This window comes from Azospira sp. MPR-E4 (assembly GCF_058809645.1).
Genome location: NZ_JBXAST010000004.1, coordinates 58,346 through 80,302 on the forward strand (window position 1 = coordinate 58,346; position 21,957 = coordinate 80,302).

General features: G+C 67.2%; 17 protein-coding genes. 3 read left to right on the forward strand and 14 right to left on the reverse strand.

The window, feature by feature from the left end; genetic code table 11:
- Nucleotides 1–80: 80 nt before the first annotated feature.
- Together AC1RTA_RS02410 and AC1RTA_RS02415 are read right to left on the reverse strand one after the other, a co-directional pair.
- Nucleotides 81–1,016: a FecR family protein gene (locus AC1RTA_RS02410; RefSeq protein WP_492783861.1), complete on the reverse strand. Its 936-nt coding sequence runs from the start codon at nucleotides 1,014–1,016 to the stop codon at nucleotides 81–83.
- Complete coding sequence (locus tag AC1RTA_RS02415) at nucleotides 1,003–1,518, reverse strand: sigma-70 family RNA polymerase sigma factor (protein ID WP_130458297.1); 516 nt, start codon at nucleotides 1,516–1,518, stop codon at nucleotides 1,003–1,005. Before AC1RTA_RS02415 ends, AC1RTA_RS02410 begins: the two co-directional genes overlap by 14 nt.
- Nucleotides 1,519–1,782: 264 nt before the next feature.
- Here AC1RTA_RS02415 and AC1RTA_RS02420 point away from each other — a divergent pair, with 264 nt between their 5' ends.
- Complete coding sequence (locus AC1RTA_RS02420; protein ID WP_130458296.1) at nucleotides 1,783–3,831, forward strand: sensor histidine kinase; 2,049 nt, start codon at nucleotides 1,783–1,785, stop codon at nucleotides 3,829–3,831.
- Nucleotides 3,832–3,976: 145 nt separating this feature from the next.
- On the opposite strand, the gene AC1RTA_RS02425 is transcribed toward AC1RTA_RS02420, so the two are convergent.
- Entirely contained in the window at nucleotides 3,977–4,393 is a 417-nt protein-coding gene (locus AC1RTA_RS02425; protein ID WP_014237223.1) for a YkgJ family cysteine cluster protein, read from the reverse strand.
- A 283-nt stretch (nucleotides 4,394–4,676) separates the two neighbouring features.
- Between AC1RTA_RS02425 and AC1RTA_RS02430 the strand changes: the two genes are divergently transcribed.
- Nucleotides 4,677–5,252 carry a hypothetical protein gene (locus tag AC1RTA_RS02430; protein ID WP_492783862.1) on the forward strand — a complete coding sequence of 192 codons (576 nt, stop codon included), beginning with the start codon at nucleotides 4,677–4,679 and terminating at the stop codon, nucleotides 5,250–5,252.
- A 133-nt stretch (nucleotides 5,253–5,385) separates the two neighbouring features.
- Here the strand turns inward: AC1RTA_RS02430 and clpB are convergent, their stop codons facing one another.
- The 5 genes from clpB to AC1RTA_RS02455 form a co-directional block, all read right to left on the reverse strand.
- Nucleotides 5,386–7,971 (reverse strand): ATP-dependent chaperone ClpB, encoded by a 2,586-nt coding sequence (gene clpB, locus AC1RTA_RS02435; RefSeq protein ID WP_492783863.1) that lies wholly within the window; start codon nucleotides 7,969–7,971, stop codon nucleotides 5,386–5,388.
- 69 nt (nucleotides 7,972–8,040) lie between these two features.
- Complete coding sequence (locus AC1RTA_RS02440) at nucleotides 8,041–9,996, reverse strand: putative bifunctional diguanylate cyclase/phosphodiesterase (protein ID WP_492783864.1); 1,956 nt, start codon at nucleotides 9,994–9,996, stop codon at nucleotides 8,041–8,043.
- Nucleotides 9,993–11,228 carry a methyl-accepting chemotaxis protein gene (locus tag AC1RTA_RS02445; protein ID WP_492783865.1) on the reverse strand — a complete coding sequence of 412 codons (1,236 nt, stop codon included), beginning with the start codon at nucleotides 11,226–11,228 and terminating at the stop codon, nucleotides 9,993–9,995. The genes AC1RTA_RS02440 and AC1RTA_RS02445 overlap by 4 nt, the downstream gene beginning before the upstream one ends.
- Nucleotides 11,229–11,498: 270 nt before the next feature.
- Nucleotides 11,499–12,146 carry a response regulator gene (locus AC1RTA_RS02450; RefSeq protein WP_492783866.1) on the reverse strand — a complete coding sequence of 216 codons (648 nt, stop codon included), beginning with the start codon at nucleotides 12,144–12,146 and terminating at the stop codon, nucleotides 11,499–11,501.
- On the reverse strand, nucleotides 12,127–14,493 hold the full coding sequence (locus AC1RTA_RS02455; RefSeq protein ID WP_492783867.1) for a PAS domain S-box protein: 2,367 nt from the start codon (nucleotides 14,491–14,493) through the stop codon (nucleotides 12,127–12,129). Before AC1RTA_RS02455 ends, AC1RTA_RS02450 begins: the two co-directional genes overlap by 20 nt.
- A gap of 580 nt (nucleotides 14,494–15,073) precedes the next feature.
- Here AC1RTA_RS02455 and AC1RTA_RS02460 point away from each other — a divergent pair.
- Nucleotides 15,074–16,714: a methyl-accepting chemotaxis protein gene (locus AC1RTA_RS02460; RefSeq protein WP_014237216.1), complete on the forward strand. Its 1,641-nt coding sequence runs from the start codon at nucleotides 15,074–15,076 to the stop codon at nucleotides 16,712–16,714.
- A gap of 203 nt (nucleotides 16,715–16,917) precedes the next feature.
- Here AC1RTA_RS02460 and AC1RTA_RS02465 read toward each other — a convergent pair whose 3' ends face one another.
- From AC1RTA_RS02465 to AC1RTA_RS02490, 6 genes are all read right to left on the reverse strand, one after another.
- Nucleotides 16,918–17,808, reverse strand: coding sequence for a hypothetical protein (locus AC1RTA_RS02465; RefSeq protein ID WP_492783868.1), 891 nt, complete (start codon nucleotides 17,806–17,808; stop codon nucleotides 16,918–16,920).
- Between the two features lie 268 nt (nucleotides 17,809–18,076).
- On the reverse strand, nucleotides 18,077–18,538 hold the full coding sequence (gene moaE, locus AC1RTA_RS02470; protein WP_492783869.1) for a molybdopterin synthase catalytic subunit MoaE: 462 nt from the start codon (nucleotides 18,536–18,538) through the stop codon (nucleotides 18,077–18,079).
- A gap of 27 nt (nucleotides 18,539–18,565) precedes the next feature.
- Nucleotides 18,566–18,817: a molybdopterin converting factor subunit 1 gene (moaD, locus tag AC1RTA_RS02475; RefSeq protein WP_014237213.1), complete on the reverse strand. Its 252-nt coding sequence runs from the start codon at nucleotides 18,815–18,817 to the stop codon at nucleotides 18,566–18,568.
- A gap of 9 nt (nucleotides 18,818–18,826) precedes the next feature.
- Complete coding sequence (locus tag AC1RTA_RS02480) at nucleotides 18,827–20,053, reverse strand: molybdopterin molybdotransferase MoeA (RefSeq protein WP_492783870.1); 1,227 nt, start codon at nucleotides 20,051–20,053, stop codon at nucleotides 18,827–18,829.
- A 30-nt stretch (nucleotides 20,054–20,083) separates the two neighbouring features.
- A complete protein-coding gene (mobB, locus tag AC1RTA_RS02485) occupies nucleotides 20,084–20,605 on the reverse strand; it encodes a molybdopterin-guanine dinucleotide biosynthesis protein B (protein WP_492783871.1) in 522 nt (173 codons plus the stop codon).
- Entirely contained in the window at nucleotides 20,605–21,957 is a 1,353-nt protein-coding gene (locus tag AC1RTA_RS02490) for a hypothetical protein (RefSeq protein ID WP_492783872.1), read from the reverse strand. The genes mobB and AC1RTA_RS02490 overlap by 1 nt, the downstream gene beginning before the upstream one ends.

A 21,957-nucleotide genomic window follows, 5' to 3' on the forward strand; every position in this document is an offset into this window, starting at 1 on the left:
CGAAAAAAGTGACTTTCACTTTCCATGACCGGCGAGAAACGGAATCGGGCAGCCCCTGGGCAAAATATTTTGAAAAATTTTCAGGTACGGACCCGGATCAGCCAGCGGGAGTGGCGCTCCACCCGCAGGGGCAGCGCCTCGGCCAGCAGGCGCAGGGCCTTGTCCACATCGTCCGCCGGCAGGGCGCCGGTAAAGCGCAGGCGGGCCAGATCGTCGCCGCTGGCGTGCAGGTGGCCGGGGAAATAGCGGTTGAGCTGGGCCAGGACCTCGTCCAGGGGAGCGTTGTCGAAGATCAGGCGGTGCCGCTCCCAGCTGTCGGCCGCCGGTGCCGCCGCCAGGGGCTCGGCCGTGCCGCCCGGCCCCAGGCGCAGGGCCTGGCCCGGACCGAGGGTGACGCTGGAGCCGCCCCGGGCGGCCCGCACGGCGACGGAGGATTCGATGACGCTGACCAGGGTGCCGTCGCCGCTGCGATCCACCACATAGCGGGTGCCCAGGGCCTGGGCCGTACCCTCCTCGCTCACCACCCGGAAGGGGCGGCCCGCCGGGTCGTGGGCCACCTGGGCCAGGACCCGACCGGCCAGGAGGCGCACCCGGCGCTCCGTGCCGGAAAAATCCAGATCCACGGCGGAACCGCTGTCCAGGGTCAGGCGGGAGCCGTCCGTCAGGGTCAGCTGCCGCACCTCGCCGATGCCGCTGCGCTCGTCCGCCAGCCAGTGCTGGCCGTGCCCCAGGAACAGCAGACAGAGGCCGAGCAGGGAGGCGGCCCCCAGCAGCAGCGGCCGGCGGGCCGGGGCGGCCCGGGGCAGGGGCTGTTCCAGGGCATCCCACATCAGGCGGATCTGGCGGAAGGTCTCCTGGTGGCGGGGGTCGGCCCGCAGCCAGGCCTGGAAGTCCCGCTGCGCCTCGCCGCCAGCATCGCCCTCCCCCGTCTCCTCCAGTTCGTCGGCCAGGCGCACCACCCAGGCGGCCGCGGCCTCCCGGATGGCGGCCAGTTCCTCCCGCTCACAGGTGGCCATAGAGCCTCCCGTGGCAATGGGCCAGGGCCTTGGCCAGATACTGCTTGACGCTGCTTTCGGAGACCTGCAGCTCGGCGGCGATATCGGCGTAGGACAGGCCTTCCAGCCGGGCCAGGAGGAAGGCGCGGCGCGGCTTCTCCTCCAGTTCCTCGGAGAGCATGAGCAGCACCTGGCGCAGCAGCTGGCGCATGGCGACGATGTGTTCGGGACTGGGTTCGCTGTCCGGCTCCAGGAGCAGGACCAGGGCCTGCAGGGTTTCCCGCTCCACCCGGGAGCGCTGGTGCAGGTTGATCAGCAGGCGGTTGGCCGTCACCAGCAGGTAGGCGCGGGGCTCCCGCAGGGCCGGCATTTCCGGCAGGGCCAGCAGCTTGAGGAAGGTGTCCTGGGCCAGGTCGGCGGCGTGGTCGCGGCAGCCCGTCTTCTTTCTCAGCCAGCCAAATAGCCAGCCGTGGTGGGACCGGTAGAGATGGTCGAGGGACTCGGTCGAAGAAGCGACGTGCATGCAGGAACTCCGCGGGAAAGCCAGGTGGACGGAAAACGTGGCTGGCGCGGAGTAAGGCACTCACTGCTGGCTAGATGCGAATTATTCTCAAATATGTAGCAAGATGCAAGCGCCGCCCGGGGGGCCGACTCCCGCCGCCATCGGGGCCGGGGCATCGGCAGCACCTGGCACCGCCCCTCCCCGCCTCTTGTTCGGAAGGCATCCAGGCCCCAGAATAAACCGACGTCATCAGCCACCGCGTCACTCACCGGGACCCCACCAGCCATGAATGCTCCAGCCAAGATTCCCGCCGTCGAGGCCCCGGGCGCCGACATGCCGCGCTGGCTGCCCCATGCCCTGGTGGCCCTGATCATCGCCACCCTGGTGGTGTCCCTGGCCGCCATGGCCATCTGGGAGGAGCGCATCCGCTATCGGGAGCGGGCCGAGGTGGCGACCCAGAACGTCTCCCACATGCTGGACCTGCACCTGAGCAGCGTCTTCGACAAGATCGACGTGGTGCTGCAATCGACGGTGGCCCAGTACCAGGAGCAGCTGGCCGGGGGCAAGGTGCGGCCCCTGGAACTGAAGCTCTATCTGGAACGGCAGCAGGCCCTGGTGCCCGAGATCATCAGCCTGCGCATCATCGACCGGGACGGCGTGGTGCGCTACGGTGCCGGCATTCCCGGCGGCGGCCCGGTCAACCTGGGGGACCGGGAGTACTTCCTGCGGGCCCGGGACGGCAGCGCCAGCGAACTGATCATTGCCGGTCCCCTCATGGGGCGCATTGCCAAGCAATGGGTGGTCACCCTCTCCCGCCGCATCGAGGCCCCGGACGGCACCTTCGCCGGCGTGGTCTATGCCGCCATCCCCACCGTGCATTTCGAGCGCATCCTCGCCTCCGTCAGCCTCGGCCCCCAGGGCGCGGCTTCCATCCGCACCGCCGACCTGGCTCTGGTGCACCGCTATCCGAGCACCCGCAACGCCGTCGGCAGCCGGGAGGTTTCCCAGGAACTGCTGGACATGCTGCGCCGGCACCCGACGGACGGCCAGTACCTGGCCCGCACCAGCCTGGACGGCGTCGAACGCAACAATGCCTACCGCCGCCTGGAGTCCTACCCCTTCTACGTCATCGTCGGCATGGCCAGCCGGGACTACCTGGGCGGCTGGCAGGAGCACAGCCTGATCCTGGGCGGCCTGGCGGCCCTGGCCGTGCTGGCCATCGGCCTGGCCGCCTGGCTCATGTACCGCTCCGCCGAGCGCCTGCGGGCCGACCTGGCGGTGCGCAAACGCATCGGCACCGAGCTGGAGACCCTGCTGGAGGAACGCACCCGTCTGGCCACGGAACTGGCGGAGCGGGCCGACGAGGCGGAGGCGGCGAACCGGGCCAAGAGCACCTTCCTGGCCAAGATGAGCCACGAACTGCGCACTCCCCTCAACCACATCATGGGCTTCACCACCATCCTGCAGCGGGAAGTCCAGGGCCCCCGGGGCCAGGACCATCTGCACAAGGTGGAACAGGCCTCCCAGCGCCTCCTGGAACTGATCAACTCCATCCTCGACGTCTCCAGCATCGAGAGCGGCAAGATCACCCTGGCCCTGCGCGACTTCGGCCTGGCCGAGCTGCTGGAGGAGGCCCGCCAGGGCCTGGCCGAAGCGGCGGCGGCCAAGGGCATCGGCGTCCAGGTGGTGAGCGACCCGGCCCTGCCGGCCCGCCTGCACGGCGACCCGGAGCGCATCCGCCAGGTGCTCAACGGCCTGCTCGACAACGCCATCAAGTTCTCCGAACAGGGGCCGGTGATCCTGCGGGCCCACCGGGTTCCCAGCGACGACGGCAACGTGCGGGTGCGCTTCGAGGTCAGCGACCAGGGCATCGGCGTCGCCCCCGAACTGCGGGACAACCTCTTCCAGATCTTCAACCAAGGCGACAATTCCAGCACCCGCCGCTACGGCGGCGCCGGCCTCGGCCTGGCCCTGTGCAAGCGCCTGGTGGCCCTGATGCTGGGCGAGATCGGCTGCACCTCCGCCCCGGGCGACGGCAGCACCTTCTGGTTCACCCTGCCCCTGGGGGCGGTGGACGAGAACCCGGGGGTTCTCGGCGCCGGCGACTGGCAGCGGGTGCGCCACGTGCTGGCCGAACTCGAAGCCCTCCTTGCCGCCGACAACTTCCAGGCCCAGACCCTGTGGAAGCGCTACACCCCCCTGCTCCACGCCGCCCTCGGCCCCGGCGCCCGGGCCTGCGACGAGGCCATCGACAGCATCGACTTCGACACGGCCCTGCGCTGCCTGCGGGAGGCCCGCCGCGCCGTGCCCGAGCTGCGGGACCCGGCCCACTGAAATACCGCCGGGCCGGTTGCCCTCCGGCACCCTGCCCCAGGATCAAGCAAACACGCCCATCTCCGGCATGGGTCGGCCACAATGGCCGCCCCATCTGCCTCCCCGGGCATGCCCCGGGGGAAAATCCGGCGCAAAAAAAAGCGGGCTAGGCAGCCCGCTGTGTGTCGTCCCCCGCCGGACCCGGCGCTTCCCCGGGAATGGGCAGGCTGAAGAGGCGCTTCAGGCGCACGCATTCCGGATTGAGGCTGCCGTCCTCCAGCAGGGCCGGAAACTCCCGGCACACCGAAGGCCGGTTGTCGTAGATGCCGCAGCGATTGTCCGCCTGCAGGGCGATGCAGCGCCCCTCCCCCGACTCCGTGCCCTTCATGCAGGCGCGGAAAGGCGTCAGGGACGACGTCAGGGCTTCCGGCACATAGCCGCCGGGCTGGGTATCCAGCTCCCCGTGGTAGAAGGAAACACGAAAGAACTTGCAGCAACAGCCGCAGCCGACGCAGGGATGGTCGTTCCCCGCCATGTCGTAGAAAACCCGGTCGTCCTCGGTGCGAATGCTGATCTGGGGCATGTCGTTCTCCCGGCCCGCCCGGGCCGGCACAAGCAAAAAATGGATGGAAATGGCCCCCGCCGCACCACCTCCGTTGCCCACCGTGGGTTGGCAACCGGACAAGAGGGCCGGGGACGGGCAGTTTAAAAAAACTCGGCGCCCTTGATAAGTCCCCCGACATGTCCGCTCCGTTGAACATCACCAATGCCCAGCCCAGCAGGCAGCGGGTCAGTACAATGGCGGCCAGCCGCAATACTGACGATCAACCGCACACGCAGCCAAACTTCACGCCGAAGGACTAGCCATGCATTACCAACGCCTTGCCACCGCCATCATCATTGCCGCCTGTCTGGGAACCTCGGCATGCCAGAAAGCCGCCGACAGCGAAGGAGGCAGTGCCTCTTCCCAGGCCAGCCCCAAAACCATCAAGGCCTTCCAGGATCATGTCGCCAAGTTCTCCATGACGCTCTTCCGGGCTGAGGCCGATGGTGTCTTCAACGGCAAGACCGGACTCACCGATCTCCAGCCCCTGGTCGATGGAGTTTACTTTAGCGGTGGCGTCCCGCTCCCCGTTCCCTCCGGCATCCAGACCGCACCCGCTCCCTGGCAGTATCTGCGCAGCGAATTCAGTGTGGTCATTGCCGGCCCCCAGGGCGAAGAACTGGGTTCGGCAGCAGCCGACGACCTGCTCCTGCTGACCAATATCCGTCCCGAAGTATGCGACGCTCTCAACGCCGGCCTGGGACAGGACAAAGGCAGTACTGGCCGCCTGGAAAAAAAACGCATCACTGCCGCCGTCGGCAGCAAAATCGAGCAGAACGAAGGCTGCGTCGCCACCCCGGACGGATTCGCCTACTTCGTCGTCACCAACCGGCACTGATCCGATACGGCGAACCGGGAGCGTCCCTCATCTAGCGGGTGAAGGGCTCGGATCACACCCTCAAAGAAAAGCGGCGGGCCTGATGTACTCAGGACCCGCCGTTTTGCCCTATTGCCACCGTTAGTGCTGCAACTCAACCCTTGGCAAAGCGCATCACCCCGCCCTCGTCGCAGCTGACCAGGATGGTGTCCTTGGGGCCGAAGTTGCCTTCGAGAATCTGCTTGGCCAGCGGGTTCTCGATGTGCTGCTGGATGGCCCGCTTCAGCGGGCGGGCGCCGAAGATGGGGTCGAAGCCGGCCTTGGCCAGTTCGTCCAGGGCGGAATCGGCCACCTCCAGGCGCATTTCCAGCTGGGCCACCCGCTTTTCCAGATAGCCGAGCTGGATGCGGGCGATGTTGCGGATGTTCTTCTCGTCCAGGCTGTGGAAGACCACGGCCTCGTCGATGCGGTTGATGAACTCGGGGCGGAAGTAGCTCTTCACCTCGCCCATCACCGCCAGCTTGATCAGCTGGTAATCGTCGCCGGCCATCTGCTGGATCATCTGGCTGCCCAGGTTGGAGGTCATGACGATCACGGTGTTCTTGAAGTCCACCGTGCGGCCCTGGCCGTCGGTCATGCGGCCGTCGTCCAGCACCTGCAGCAGCACGTTGAAGACGTCCGGGTGGGCCTTTTCCACCTCGTCCAGCAGGATGACGCTGTAGGGCTTGCGTCGCACCGCTTCGGTCAGGGTGCCGCCTTCCTCGTAGCCGACGTAGCCCGGAGGCGCGCCGATGAGGCGGGCCACGGAGTGCTTCTCCATGAACTCGCTCATGTCGATGCGGATCAGGTGCTCTTCGGAATCGAAGAGGAACTCGGCCAGGGCCTTGCACAGCTCGGTCTTGCCGACGCCGGTGGGGCCGAGGAAGAGGAAGGAGCCGTAGGGCCGGTTGGGGTCGCTCAAACCGGCGCGGGAGCGGCGGATGGCGTCGGACACCAGGCGCACGGCCTCGTCCTGGCCCACCACGCGCTGGTGCAGGCGATCTTCCATTTTCAAGAGCTTGTCCCGCTCGCCCTGCATCATCTTGGAGACGGGGATGCCGGTGGCCCGGCTCACCACTTCAGCGATTTCCTCGGCGCCCACCTGGGTGCGCAGCAGCTTGTTCTGCTGCTGTCCGCCTTCGCTGGCTTTCTCGGCCACCTTGAGCTGGGCTTCGAGTTGGGGCAGTTTGCCGTATTGCAGCTCGGCCACCTTTTCCAACTTGCCTTCGCGCTGCAGCCTGGCGATCTCGGCCTTGATCTTGTCGATCTCTTCCTTGACGTGGGCGGCGCCGTGGACCTGGGCCTTCTCGGCCTTCCACACTTCTTCCAGGTCGGAATATTCCTTCTGCAGCTTGGCGATTTCGTCCTCGATCAGGCCGAAGCGCTTCTTCGAGGCTTCGTCCTTTTCCTTTTTCACCGCTTCCCGCTCGATCTTCAGCTGGATGATGCGGCGGTCCAGCTTGTCCATCACTTCCGGCTTGGAGTCGATTTCCATCTTGATGCGGGCGGCGGCCTCATCGATGAGGTCGATGGCCTTGTCCGGCAGGAAGCGGTCGGTGATGTAGCGGTGGGAGAGTTCTGCCGCGGCGACGATGGCCGGGTCGGTGATGTCCACGCCGTGGTGCAGCTCGTACTTCTCCTGCAGGCCGCGCAGGATGGCGATGGTGGCTTCGACGGAAGGCTCGTCCACCAGCACCTTCTGGAAGCGGCGCTCCAGGGCGGCATCCTTCTCGATGTACTTGCGGTATTCGTCCAGGGTGGTGGCGCCGATGCAGTGCAGCTCGCCCCGGGCCAGGGCGGGCTTCAACATGTTGCCGGCGTCGATGGCGCCCTCGGCCTTGCCGGCCCCAACCATGGTGTGGATTTCGTCGATGAAGAGAATGATGCGGCCTTCATCCTTGGCGATGTCGTTGAGCACGGCCTTGAGGCGCTCCTCGAACTCGCCCCGGTATTTGGCGCCGGCCAGCAGGCCGGCCATATCCAGCACCAGCACCTTCTTGCCCTTGAGGGTCTCGGGCACCTCGTCATTGACGATGCGCTGGGCCAGGCCCTCGACGATGGCGGTCTTGCCCACGCCGGGCTCGCCGATCAGCACCGGGTTGTTCTTGGTACGGCGCTGCAAAATTTGAATGGCGCGACGGATTTCGTCGTCCCGGCCAATGACCGGGTCCAGCTTGCCCTGGGCGGCCCGCTCGGTGAGGTCCACGCAGTATTTCTTCAGGGATTCGCGCTGGCCTTCGGCCTCCTGGCTGTCCACGCCCTGGCCGCCGCGCACGGCGTCGATGGCGGCTTCCAGGGGTTTCTTCTCCAGGCCGTATTGCTTGGCGATGCGGGAGGTTTCACCCTTGTCGCCGGTCAGGGCCACCAGGAACATCTCGGAGGCGATGAACTGGTCGCCCCGCTTCTGGGCTTCCTTGTCGGTGAGGTTGAGCAGGTTGGTCAGGTCGCGGCCGATGGTGACGTCGCCGCCGTGGCCTTCCACCTTGGGCAGGCGGGCGATGGCCTGCTCCAGGGCGGTACGCAGGGGCGGCACGTTGACGCCGGCCCGGGCCAGCAGGGAGGCAGTGCCGCCGTCGTCCTGGTTGAGCAGGGCCAGCAGCAGGTGGGCCGGATCGATGAACTGGTTGTCGGCGCCGATGGCCAGGCTCTGGGCGTCGGCCAGGGCCTGCTGGAATTTGGTGGTGAATTTGTCGAAGCGCATGGGAGCTCCTTTCCGATGGATTGACCTGAAGATGGGGGCACTCCCTTTAATTTCAACTACCTGGCCACCCTAATTGCAGGGCCGCGCTTCATGGCCGGCGGCAGCCCGCAGCCAGCGGGCCTCCAGTTCCTCGGCCGGCAGGGGATGGGAAAACAGATAGCCCTGGCAGGTGCGGCAGCCGTTTTGCAGCAGGATGCCACGCTGCTGGTCGGTCTCCACCCCTTCGGCCAGGATGTCCATATCGAGGTGCTGCCCCAGCTCGATGATGGAGGCAACGATGTTGGAACTGACCGGGTCGTCGGCAATGTCCCGGATGAAGCTGCGGTCCAGCTTCAGGGTGTGCAGGGGGAAGCGCTTGAGGTAGGAAAGGGAGGAATAGCCGGTGCCGAAATCGTCGATGGCAAGCCGGATGCCCATGGCCTCCAGGGCTTCCAGCTTGGCATCCACCTGGGCCGAATTGTCCATGAGCAGGCTTTCGGTGATTTCCAGTTCCAGGTAGCGGGGCGCCAGGCCCGTCTCCGCCAGGATGGCGTTGATGCGCTGCAGCAGGTCGGCCTGGCGGAACTGACGGGAAGAGAGATTCACCGCCACCCGGCGGATCGGCAGGCCCCGCTCCACCCACTGCTGCATCTGGCGGCAGGCCTGGCGCAGCACCCATTCCCCCAGGGGCAGGATCAGGCCGGTTTCTTCCGCCAGGGGAATGAAGCGGGCCGGCGGCACCAGTTCGCCACCGGGAAGGCGCCAGCGCACCAGGGCTTCCACCCCCTCCAGGCTGGCGGTGCGAAGATCCACCTGGGGCTGGTAGTAAAGCAGGAACTCCTCCTTTTCCAGGCCCCGGCGCAGGGCCGCCTCCAGGGCCAGGCGCGCATCCGCCTGCCGGGTCTGGGCTTCGCTGTAGAAACGGAAGGTGTGGCGCCCCGCCGCCTTGGCCTGGTAGAGGGCGGAATCGGCATGCTGGATCAGGGTGGTGGCGTTGTCCCCGTCCGCCGGATAAAGGCAGATGCCGATGCTGGCGCCGACGTAGACCTCGCTCCTGTCGTCGAGACGGAACGGTGCCGCCAGTTGCTCCAGGAGCTTTTCCGCCACCACGGCGGCCCGTTCCGGGGTGGCCGCGGTTTCCAGCAGGAGCAGGAATTCATCGCCGCCCAGGCGGGCCAGGGTGTCGCTCTCCCGCAGGCAGGGCCGCAAGCGCTCGGCCACGGCACAGAGCAGGCGGTCCCCGGTCGGATGGCCGAGGCTGTCATTGACGTCCTTGAAGCGGTCCAGGTCGAGGAAAAGTACGGCACCGCTGCCGCCTTCCCGGGCCGAGAGGCTGAGGGCATGCTCCAGGCGGGCCAGGAACAGGGTGCGGTTGGGCAGGTCGGTCAGGGGATCGTGGTGGGCCAGGTGCAGCAGCTTCTGCTCGGAGCGCCGGATCGGCGACAGGTCGAGAAACACGCCCACATAGCTGACCGGCTGTTGCGCCTCGTCGCGCACCGTACTGATGGTCAGCCATTGGGGATAGGTTTCGCCGTTCTTGCGCCGGTTCCAGATTTCCCCCTGCCAGTGGCCGCTCTCCAGCAGGTCGCGCCACAGCTGGCGATAGAAGGCGTCGTCCTGGCGGCCCGACTTGAGCAGGCGCAGGTTGAAGCCCTGCAGTTCCGCCTCGCCGTAGCCGGTGATCTGGCAGAAGGCCGGATTCACCGCTTCCACCCGGCCCTCCAGGTCGGTCACCACGATGCCCTCCCGGGCGGCGGAGAAGACGGCGGAGGCCAGGTTGAGGCGATGCACGTAATCCCGGCAGGCCGCCAGCTCCCGGGGAGTGCCGCTGCGGTAGAGCAGCAGGTAGAGCACGGCGGCGCTGCTCCCCAGCACCAGCACGGCGGCACCGTCGTCGGAGAGGCCGGCCGCGCCCTGCAGCACGGCCAGCAAGGCGCCGCCGGCGCACAGGTAGAGCAGCACCAGGGGCCAAGCCTGGCGGTGCCCGGGGCGCAGCAGGGGATTGGCGCAGCAGGCCGGCGCCGAGGATTTCGGCGCCGGGCTCAAAAGAGCTCCACCAGGCCGCCGGCCGGCGCCTTGCTGCTGCCGGTGATGCTGGCATAGAGGCCCTGCACCAGCTGGTCCAGGGGTTCCTCCCGGGGGTGGCAGGCCTCCAGGGACTCCAAGGATTCGAGCTGCAGCACCAGGGACTGGACGTAGTCCTCCATGCGCAGCATGCCCTCCTGGATGCGTTCGATCTGCTGCCGGGTGATGTCCTGGAACTGGATGCTGCTCATCACCTGAAGAATGGCCTGGTCCAGCATGGCGGCGCCGTCGCAGATGAGGCGCACCGAATTGGCCTCGCCGCTGATGGCCTGCTGGATGCCCTCGGCCAGCCCTTCCAGCTGGGCGGTGATGGCCTGCAGGGAAGTACGCTCCGCGTCCACGTGGGTGCCGGCCAGCTTGTGCTCGAACTGGGACTGGATGCTCTGGGCCATGGCCGAGATGCCGGCATGGATCTGGGTGGCGGCCTGGTCCACCTCGCCCGACAGCTTGCGCACCTCGGTGGCCACCACGGCGAAGCCGCGCCCCGCCTCCCCGGCCCGGGCCGCCTCGATGGCGGCATTCAGGGCCAGCAGGTTGGTCTGGCCGGAAATGTGCCGGATCACCTCCACCAGGCCGCCCAGGGCCCGGGTTTCGCCGATGACCCGGCTGGTGCGCTGCTGGTCCTCCGCCGATTCGCTGACCCGCTCTTCGATGTACTGCTCGAGACGGGAGATGACGGTGCGGTTGTGGGCCATGCGGGCCTCGGTGTCTTCCGTCAGGCGGGCACTCAGCTCGTCGGCCTGGGACACCATCTGCTTGAGGTCGCCCATGGTGGCGTCCAGGTTCTCGCACTGGACGATGATGTCCCGCGCCGCCCCTTCGGTGATCTGCACCAGCTGGCCCAGCTGCTCCCGCGTCAGCTCGCCGACCCGCCCCACTTCCCGCACCCGTCCGGCCAGTTCGGCGGCGCAGGCCAGGCGCTCCCGGGAGCGCTGCTGCAGATGCTCGGCCGCCACCCGGGAGCCGAGCAGGAAGTCCCGGTAGAACAGGCGGGAGATGGCGTAATGGATGCAGAAGGCAACGACCACGATGCACATCGAACCCAGGGTATCCACCACCCGGTCCGACAGGCCCAGGGAATTTTCGGCAAAGCGGTGAAAGGCTTCATGGCCGCCATAAACGGCGGCCCCCGTGGCGGCGGCGATGGACAAAAAGGCCAGGATGCCGCGCTTGAAGAGGCGTGATGCTTCCAATGATTCCTCCAGGGAGCTGTTGTTGTCCCGCATCCACGGTCGTGGTGATGGTTCCTGGAGTTGCGCGCCGGGATGGGGTGGTTTGCGGCTGCCACGAACATGGCCGGCAGCCCTGCCGGCCGCCACCGATTCCAACCAGGACGAATTTATGACGCTTTGATTCGCCCCGGTATCACCCGGGACCTGATTCCCCTATCACCTTCCTGCCGGAGGTCTGTCGTCGTTGCAACTACAGCCTGCCGGGGAAAGCTCGAGCCGTACGGAATGGCCCTAGAAGGGGGCCGGCGGGCTGGCGATGAGGCGGTTGTTGATGGCGTAGAGGGTCAGTTCGGCATTGTTGCGGATGCCCATCTTGGCCAGGATGCGGGCCCGGTAGGTGCTGATGGTATTGGGGCTGCGGTGCAGGGTTTCGGCGATCTGGGAGACGGAGCGCCCCGCCGCCAGCAGGCACATCACCTGGTACTCCCGGTCGGAGAGGTTCTCGTGGGGCAGGCACTGGCGCCGGCCGCTCACCTCCAGGGCCAGCCACTCCGCCAGGCGGGCGCTGACGTAGGTGCCGCCGGCGGCCAGCTTGCGCACTGCCCGCACCAGTTCCTCCGGTGCGTTTTCCTTGTTGAGAAAGCCGCTGGCACCGTTCTTCAGGGCGCGCATGGCCAGGTGCTCCTCCGAGTGGATGCTGAAAATGAGAATGGGCATGGCCGGCGTGATGCGGTGGATTTCCGGCAGGGCCTCCAGGCCGTTGCGGCCCGGCAGGTTCACATCCAGCACCAGCACGTCGAAGCTGCGCTGTCGCAGCAGCAGCAGGGCCTCGTCGATGGTGCCGGCCTGGGCCGCCACTCGCATGTCGTGTTCCTGGTCGAGGATCTGGCTGATGCCCCGGCTGACGACGGGATGGTCGTCAATGACCAATATTTCCAATATCCGTCTCCCTTGTTATGAGTGGAACGAGAACCCGCACCCGGGTGCCCTCGATTTCCGGGCGGGTGGCGATGTGCACCTCGCCGCCGCATTGGGCCGCCCGCTCCTTGATGCCCAGCAAGCCCAGGGAATGGCCGTGGGCGGGCAGCATCGGCATCCCCCTGCCGTTGTCCCGCACCTCCAGCAGGACCCGGCCGTCGGCCAGGCCCAGGCTCACATCGATGCGGTTGGCCTGGGCATGGCGCGCCACATTGGTCAGCAGTTCCTGGCAGATGCGGAACAGATGGGTGGCCAGGACATCCGGCAGCTCCAGGCGCTCCCGGGGCACCACCACGTTGCAGCGGATGCCCAGGCGGCGGCGGAAATCGTCCACCAGCCACTCGACGCCGGCCCCCAGGCCCAGGGTGTCGAGGATGCCGGGGCGCAAATCCCAGGAGATGGTGCGCACGGCGCGCAGGGTGTCGTCGATGAGGCGGCCGACCTCCTGCAGCCGGGTCTTTTCCTCCGCCTGTCCGCCCAGCAGGCGGGCCCGTAGCCAGGCCATCTCCAGCTTCAGCACGGTCAGGCTCTGCCCCAGCTGGTCGTGGATTTCCAGGGAGATGCGGGAACGCTCCTCCTCCCGCACCCGCTGCAGGCCTTCGTTGAGGGCCCGCAGCTGGTCCCGGGAGCGCATCAGTTCAGCGTCGGCCTGCTTGCGGGCGCTGACGTCGTGGATGTAGCCGTGCCAGATGACGCAACCGTCGTCCTCCAGCCGCGGCACCGCCTTGCTCTCCACCCAGCGCACACCCCCCTGGGGATGATGCACGCGGAACTCGCAGTGCCAGGGGGCCATGGTCCGGGCCGACTCCAGCACCACCGCCAACACCCGTTCCTGGTCGGCGCCGTGGATGCGGCTGAGGACCGGCCCCAGGTCCTCCGTCAGGTCCTCCGGCCGCAGGCCGAAGATGTCCACCGAGCCCTGCATGGCGTAGGGAATGCAGAAAGTGCCGTCGGGCCGCAGCTTGATCGAATAGATGACCCCGGGCACCGAGGCCGCCACCCGGGCCAGCTTGTCCTGCAGCATGAGGCGCTGCCGCAGGCCCTCTTCCGCCTGGCGGCGGGCGGTGATGTCCATGTGGATGGTGACCAGGCCCTGCAGGCCCGAACCCAGGGGCGTCGCCTGCAGCAGGTACCAGCGCTCGCCGGCAGGACCATGGCAGGGATACTCGATGCTGGCCACCGGCAGCCTTTCCTCCAGCACCGCCTGCATGCCGGCCAGGGCTTCCGTCGCCGAAGCCTCGGGAAAGGAGCGGCGGCAGACCTCGAAATAGTTGAGTCCCCCCCCTGCCGCCAGCTCCTCGCCGGCGCCGTTGCCGAGGGCGAACTCGGACCATTTGCGGTTGGTGCGCAGGATGTTGCCCTCCCGGTCCAGCACCGCCACGGCCACGTCGAGGGAATTCATGATGGCGTTGGTGAGAATCTCGTTGCGGCTGGCCAGGGCCTGGCTGCGCCGGTTCTCCGTCACGTCCAGCAGGGTCCACTGCAGGTAGCGCTCGCTGTCTAGAAAGACCAGGTCCACCGAGATCAGCAGGTGGCGCACCTGGCCGTCCGGGCGGCGGATGGAGCGCTCGCTCTGGTAGCCCCGTCCGTCGATGAGGATGGAGGCCAGGGCCACCTCCCGCTGCTGGGGCGAGCCCCACAGATGCAGGGCGAAGGACGTCATGCCGATGACCTCCTGCCGCTCCAGGCCGTAGATATGGAGAAAGGCGGGATTCACGTCCACCAGGGAGCCGTCGGCCACCCGGCAGAGGGCGATGCCCGCCGGGCAGGTGCGGAAGATGGTGGAGAAGCGGGCCTCGCTCTCGCGCAGGGCAATCTCCACCTTCTTGCGCTCGGTCACATCCTGCAGGGTGCCCATGGCCATGGCCCCGCTCCGGCGCCGGCGCTTGCCGCCACGGCCGGGCAGACCCGAGGAGAGGGAGAGATGGCGCAGGCCCCGGTGCGAGTCGCCAACGCGGAATTCCACCGTCCCCGGCGCCGCCGTCGTCGGCGGATGCAGCCAGATGCGGCGGATGCGCTCCCGGTCTTCCGGCACCACGCATTCGAGGAATTCGGCCAGACGCGCCGCCCGGGTCGGCAGGCCCAGCAGCAGGCTGGCGCGGCCGTCGAGGAAGATGCGGTCCTGCTGATGCTCGTAGCACCAGATGCCCAGGTCCGACGATTCGAGGGAGAGGTGCAGCAGCCGCCCCAGGTTGAGGGAGGACAGCAGGCGGGGAATGGTTTCCCGGTCGAGCAGCAGCAGGCTGCAGGACCACCCGATGCCGACCAGAATCAGCGCAGTCAGGAAGTCCGGCCAGATTCCTCCCATGATTCCTTCCTCCAGCATGTCCTAGTCGCTAATGGCGCCCCCCTTGCCGCCCGCCCCGACCGCTCCTCCCGGAGATAGGCTGAGATTCGGCGGCAATGGAACTGAGCCCAGAAAAAGGCCGGTGTATTCTTGTTGTGAACAAACGATGTATTGCGCTACGTCCTGTTCCCCTCCCCCACGCCTTGCTGGGGACCACAGGAGCTTCCATCCGTACGCTGCAACCCATCCGGACCGGATTGAGGCAGAACGTCGAGGCAGCATCGGCCCTGGACCTACCGACCAAACTCACCATTTTAGGGCGCCGGACCTGGCCCACCTATCAGGAGCCGATTCATTTGTGTGTAGCGAAAATCGTTATTGTATATGGCGCTTTTCACTACATCCCCAGCTTTCGCGCCCCTATTCCCACGGCATCCTGTTTTTAGAACATCGGCGTAGGACAGGCGCCTAATCGTCGTTTCCAGACAGCGGCGTTTGTCGGGACGGGCCCAGTTTCGGCTAGAATCTCCGCAGCAGATTTGCTCTGCCTTAAAAAAACAACGAGCAGGCATGCCGTCCGGCGCCTGTGGAGGAAGACACCATGACTACCGGAAAACCCGTTTCCATTCGTACCAAGTTCCTCTGGCTCACCGGCATCACGGTCCTGAGCCTGGTGGTGCTGTTCGCCGTGGTGCTGGCCACGGAAAAATCCCTGCTCATGCAGGATCGCCAGGAAAAGGTGCGCAACCTGGTGGAAGTGGCCCACGGTCTGGTGGCCCACTACGACAAGCAGGTCCAGGCGGGCAAACTGAGCAAGGAAGAAGCCCAGCAGGCCGCCATCGCCGCCATCAAGGACCTGCGCTACGACAAGATCGAGTATTTCTGGATCAACGACCTCAACGACCTGATGGTGATGCACCCCATCAAGCCGGAGATGGACGGCAAGAAGCTGGACCAGCTGAAGGACAAGGCCGGCAAGTACCTCTTCCGCGAATTCAACGAGACGGTGAAGAAACAGGGCGCCGGCTTCGTCGACTACCTGTGGCCCAAGCCCGGCTTCGAGGACCCGGTGCCGAAGATCTCCTACGTCAAGGGCTATGAGCCCTGGGGCTGGGTCATCGGCAGCGGCATCTACACCGACGATGTGAACGCCATCTTCAAGCAGGAAGCCATCAAGTTCCTCATCTGGGGCCTGGCCATCGGCGGCCTCATCAGCGTCTCCCTGTTCCTGGTGCGGCGCAGCCTGCTGCGCATCCTGGGCGGCGAACCCCACGAGGCCACGGTCATCACCAAGCGCATCGCCGCCGGCGACCTGACGGTGGACATCCGCACCGAGGCCGGCGATTCCACCAGCCTCATCGCCAGCATGAAGGAAATGCAGGAAACCCTGCGCAGCATGATCGGCAGCATCGTCGGCGGCGCCGAACAGCTGTCCACCGCCGCCGCCCAACTGATGCGGGCCTCCGAGGAAGTCACCGGTTCGGCCCGGGAGCAGAGCGAATCCGCCGCCTCCATGGCCGCCGCCATGCAGGAGATGACCGTGAGCATCGACCAGGTGGCGGAAAACGCCCGGGAAGCCCACGCCATCAGCACCCAGTCCGGCGATTATTCCCAGCAGGGCACCGTGGTCATCCACAACGCCGCCCAGGAAATGCGCCAGATCGCCGAAGCGGTGCAGGCCTCCTCCTCCATCATCGAAGAGCTGGGCCGCCAGTCCGACCAGATCACCTCCATCGTCAACACCATCAAGGAAATCGCCGACCAGACCAACCTGCTGGCATTGAACGCCGCCATCGAGGCCGCCCGGGCCGGGGAACAGGGCCGGGGCTTTGCCGTGGTGGCCGACGAGGTGCGCAAGCTGGCCGAACGCACCAGCCTGTCCACCCAGGAAATCGCCGACACCATCAGCAAGATCCAGGCGGGCACCCGCAACGCCGTGGCCAGCATGGAACTGGGCGTGAATCAGGTGGACAAGGGGGTGGAACTGGCCAACGAGGCCGGCGAATCCATCAACAACATCCGGGACGGCGCCCAGCGGGTGACCCAGGTGGTGAACGACATCACCAATTCCATCAAGGAACAGAGCACCACTTCCAGCGACATGGCCCAGAGCATCGAGCGCATCGCCCGCATGTCCGAGGACAGCGCCAACGCCATCGCCCACACGGCCGAGGCGGCGCGCCACCTGCAGGAACTGTCCCTGGAACTGCACGGCTCGGTGAGCCGCTTCAAGACCCACTGAGGCGTCACCGCCGACCACGCCAAGGCCGCCTGCGGGCGGCCTTTTTCATGGGGCAGGCCAAAGGCTCCCAATGACTGAAGCACCACCGCACCCCGTACCCGCCATGGTCGTCCGGCGTCGGCCGGAGGCCGGCAATCCCCCATGAAAAAGCCGCCTGACGGCGGCTTGATCAATCCCTGTGACGGTCATGAGCCGCCCGAGCGTTATTGGCCAGTATCTGCAGCAGGCTCTCCAGCAACGGCAGGTGCCCCGGCCTCGGTGGGGGCCGACGACACCACAGCTGGTACCGTACCAGTGGGTTCCTCCGCCATTGCAACCGCCCCGGTTGCCAATCCCAGCTTGCCCTGCAACTCGGCCGCACAACGCTTGGCGATCTCCCGGGAAGCATTCTGCAGGGCGCCGAACTCATCCCGTTCCCATTCTTCCTGGGGCATCTTCTCCCCGTATTCGCCCTGGCAGGACTCCTTGAAGTAGATCGTGTCGCTTTCCTTCTGGTAGAGCTGCACGCTGACGTTGTAGCGCAGGGTGTAGTCGCTCGACAGCATGGAATAGTCGAGTTGCCACTGGGGCTGGGAAACCGTCAGTTGCAGGTCGGCGGCAGAAGCACTGCGCTCAGCGCCGGCGGTGGCGATATTCAACTGCGGCACCTGGGACAAACTGGCCAGGAGTTCTTGGCTGACAGCCAGGACCGGCCCCTCCTTCGCCACCTGAGCCTGGGGCTTGGCGGTCTGGGCCTCGGCGGCGCTGACAATCGCACTATTCACGTTCTGGCTGAAAGTGGTGGCGATCTGGACATTGGCGTCCAGCTGCCGCTGCAACTGCTGAGCACTGGTGCTCGGACCGGAGGACGTCCCCGAGGCCAAGGCGCTGCCAGCTATCATGCCGAGCAGAAAACCGCCGACCTCGCCCCCCTTGGAACGGATATGAAGCAGGTTGCCCCGGACGTTGAGCACCACCGGTGCGGAGCGCAGCTTCTGCATCAGGGCATCGCCCTGCAGGGGCTCGCTGGCAGGACCGAAGAGGCCCGCGGCGGCCGGCTGGCTGAAGGTAACGGCAAAGGCGATGCAGGAAGCGGAAAAAGAAAAACGGTTCATGGCGGAATGGCCGCGGCAGCGAAAGCGGCGGCAGAAAATTGGACCCGCGCATCATATCAACTCATGACATTTGCACAACCCCGGAACAAACGGACTTGCCGGACCCCGGCGATGCCACGCCAGGCAACAACCAAATCCGGGCGGGGAGCCATGAAAAAAACGGCTACAGATTTCGCTCTCCCTGGAGAGGCAGAAGGGACGGGCGCCCCAGGCCTGGCATAGTGGAGAGTGGCGTCGTTCCTGCCTTCCCGACTACCTCGCAGGTGGGCTACTTTCCGCCCTTCTCCCAGCGGGCGGCGGCGGAGTCGTCCGTTTCCCGGGCGTCCACCCAGCGGACGCCGGCGGGGGTCACTTCCCGCTTCCAGAACGGGGCCCGGGTCTTCAGGTAGTCCATGATGAACTCGCAGGCGGCGAAGGCCTCGCCCCGGTGGGCGCTGCTCACCGCCACCAGGACGATCTGGTCGCAGGGCTGCAGGGTGCCGACCCGGTGGATGATGCGGGCGCCGAGGATGTCCCAGCGCGCCCTGGCCTCGGCGACGATGGCCTCCAGGGCCTTTTCCGTCATGCCCGGATAGTGCTCCAGGGCCATCTCGGAGACGCCGCTGCCCTCGTTCATGTCCCGCACCAGGCCGACGAAGGCGGCCACGGCGCCGACGCCGGGCTGGCCGGCGCGCAGGGCCGCCACTTCGGTGGACAGGTCGAAATCCTCTTGCTGCACGCGGACGCTCATGTTCGCTCCTTCAGGGAATCAGCCGCATCAGCCGCCGGTGACCGGCGGGAAGAAGGCCACTTCGTCGCCGTCGTGCACCGGGGTGTCGGCCCGGGCCATGTCCTGGTTCACCGCGAAGCGCAGGTTCTTGGTGGTCAGCAGTTTTTCCCAGTCGCCGCCCCGGGCCGCCAGGTGGGCCCGCAGGGCGCCCACGTCGAGCAGGTCGAGCGGCGGCGAGACTTCCTCGGCGGCCGTGCCCAGGGCTTCCCGCAGGCCGGCGAAATAGAGCACCTTGATCATGACGGAACCTTAGCCCAGGAGTTCGGAGAAGGAGAGGAAGCGCACGGTGTCGCCGGCCTGGATCACCTGCCCCGGAGGATTGTCGATGAGGCCCGTGGCTTCCACCAGGGAGGCCATGACCCCGGCGCCCTGGTGGCGGTAGAGGGCCACGCTGCCTTCGGCGGTGAGGCTGGCACGGAGGAATTCCCGGCGTTTGTCGGCCTTCTTCCACTCGCCGGCAGCCGGGAGGGAGTAGGCCCGGGGGGCCACCTCGGTAGCGCCCTGGCTGCGCAGGATGAAGGGCCGCACCAGCATGAGGAAGGTGACGAAGGCGGAGACCGGGTTGCCCGGCAGGCCGATGAAGGCGGCGCTGCCCTGCCCCGCGCTTTCGCCTTCGCTGCGGCGCACTTCGCCGAAGGCCAGGGGCTTGCCCGGCTTGATGGCGATGCTCCACAGGTTGAGGCTGCCTTCGGCTTCCACCGCCGGCTTGACGTGATCTTCTTCGCCCACGGAGACGCCGCCGCAGGTCACCACCAGATCGGCGGCGTCGGCGGCTTCGCGCAGGGCTGCCCGGGTGGCTTCCAGGCTGTCGGGCACCTGGCCCAGGTCTTTCACTTCGCAACCCAGGCGTTCCAGCAGGGCGACGATGGCGAAGCGGTTGGAGTTGTAGATGGCCCCTGCCGGCAGGGGCTGGCCCGGCATCACCAGCTCGTCGCCGGTGAAGAAGGTGGCCACCCGCAGGCGGCGATACACGGGCACTTCGGCCAGGCCGACGGAGGCGGCGAAGGCCAGTTGGGCCGGCCCCAGGCGGGTGCCGGCGGCGAGGATGCGGGCGTCCTTGGCCACATCTTCCCCGGCCCGGCGGATGTTCTCCCCGGCCTTGGGCACGTGCTGGAAATTGATCCGGCCTTCGCCGGCATGCTCGCAGCGCTCCTGCATGATGACGGCGTCGGCGCCGGGAGGCACCGGGGCGCCGGTGAAGATGCGGGCGGCGGTACCCGGTTCCAGGGTGGTGCCGACGGAACCGGCGGGAATGCGTTGCGAGACCGGCAGCACGGTGCCGGGCACGGAAATGTCGGCGGCGCGCACGGCGTAGCCATCCATGGCGGAGTTATCCAGGGGCGGCACATTGACCGTGGAGGTCAGGTCCTGGGCCAGCACCCGGCCGGCGGCGGCCTGGGTGGGCAGCCAGCGCACTTCGCTGACGGGCTTGGCGGCGGCCAGCAACTGGGCCAGGGCGTCTTCAAAACTGAGCATGGGCGTCATCCTTGGAGTCTTGGCTTTGCATCATCGCTGTGGGTGCTTGAAATAGTCCATGACGAAAGCGGCCACCGCTTCCGGGTCATTCACATCGAGTACCGGCAATGCGGTGTGCACCGGGCTGTCGGTGGCCACGGCGACGATGTGGGGATTTTCAGGATACAGGGGCGCCTTGCCATTGGCGGCCCGATACACCTCGATTTTCGGTATCGCTTCCTGCTTGAAGCCTTCCACCAGCACCAGGTCGCAGGGGGCGAAGCGGGCCAGGTGTTGGGCCAGGGTCGGCTCCGCCTCTTCCCGCAGTTCGTGCATGAGGGCCCAGCGGCTGCCGCAGGTGACCATCACTTCGCCGCAGCCGGCCTGCCGGTGGCGGTAGGAATCCTTGCCCGGAGTGTCCAGGTCGAAACCGTGGTGGGCGTGCTTGATCAGGGAGACTTTCCAGCCCCGGGCGATGAGCCGGGGAATGACCTGCTCCACCAGGGTGGTCTTGCCGGAGCCGCTGGTGCCGGTGAAGCCGAAAACCCGGGGGGGACGCACTTCCTCCGCCATCACTTTTCCTCCCGGCAGGGCACGGCGAAGACGGCGGCAAAACCGCCGCCGGCGGTGCGGAAATTGGTGGTCTGGCCCTGGTAGAGGCGGGCCGCGGCCAGCTGCACCTGGCCCTGGTAGGCATAGGCGCGGATGTCCAGCTTCAGGTGGGCGTGGCTGTCACCGGCGGCGGGGCCGGAGAAGACGCGGCGCTCCGAGGGCGGCACCAGGGCCTGGGCCACGTAGGCGGTGCCGTCGTCCTGGCCGGCGGCGAGGATTTCCTCGAACACCCGCTTGGTCAGCTTGTCGCCCCGGTAGGCGGCGCGGCTGCCGAAACCCGCGGCGGGCTTGAAGAACCACTGCTTGCGCTGGCTCCACCACTGTTCCCCCTCCGCCGCCCGCACCAGGCGGGTGGTGGGAATGGTGGCGGCGAAGATGCGGCGGCAAGTCTCGGGCACGCCCAGCTCGGCCAGCCGCTGCGGGTCGGAGAGCAGCACCAGATTGCGCTTGTCGGCAAAGAGGGCGTGGGCCCGGGGATGGGGCGTAACCACCGCGGCACCGGCCAGGTAGGCCTGCTGCAACGGCGCACTGGCCGGCTCTTCCAGGGCGAAGTCGGTGAGGCGGTTATAGACCAGGTCCACCGGCTGGCCGCCGTGCCACAACACGCCGTCCCGGTAGGTGAATTCGCCGGGGTCGGCCACCACGGCGGCGATGCCGGCGGCTTCGAAGAGACGGCGGAACAGTTCGAATTCGGGGGCCAGGTACTGCTCCGCCGGCGCCGTATCGACGATGGCGATGCGGCGCAGGGGCTCCTCGCCCCGGGCCAGGCGCCATTCCTCGCGGAACATGGCGAGGAAGGCGGCTTCCACCCCGCCGGCCTCCGGCAGGAAGTGGCTGACGGTGGCGCAGCAGGCGCGCTGGGCCAGGGCCAGCTTGGCGTTGAGCAGGCCGCCGCCGGCGTTGGTGTTGATCTCGATGAGGCGGGGGCCGTCCACGCTGAGGTGGAAGTCGTAGCCGAGGAAGACGCCGGCGTTGGGCGGGGCGAAGCAGGCACTTTGGGGCGCCCAGGCCAGCACCGCTGCCTGGTAGGCCGGCAGGCGCGCCGCCTCGTCCACCGCGGCGGCCAGTTCGGCCATGGCTTCCAGGTGGGCCTCGCCGACGAAGACCATGGTGTCGGAAAAGAGGTGGGGCCGGCTCTCGCGCAGCGCCCGGTAGAAATCGCCGTTGCCCCCCTCCCCTTCCAGCTGGGCCTCCAGGGCGGCGTGGTCCAGGGCCAGGCAGGCGCAGTCCCGGTTGAGGTGGGCGGCGGCCTCCCGGCAATCCGGGGAAAGCTCGTCGAGGCGGGGAACGGGAGGCAGGATGGCGGCCGTCAT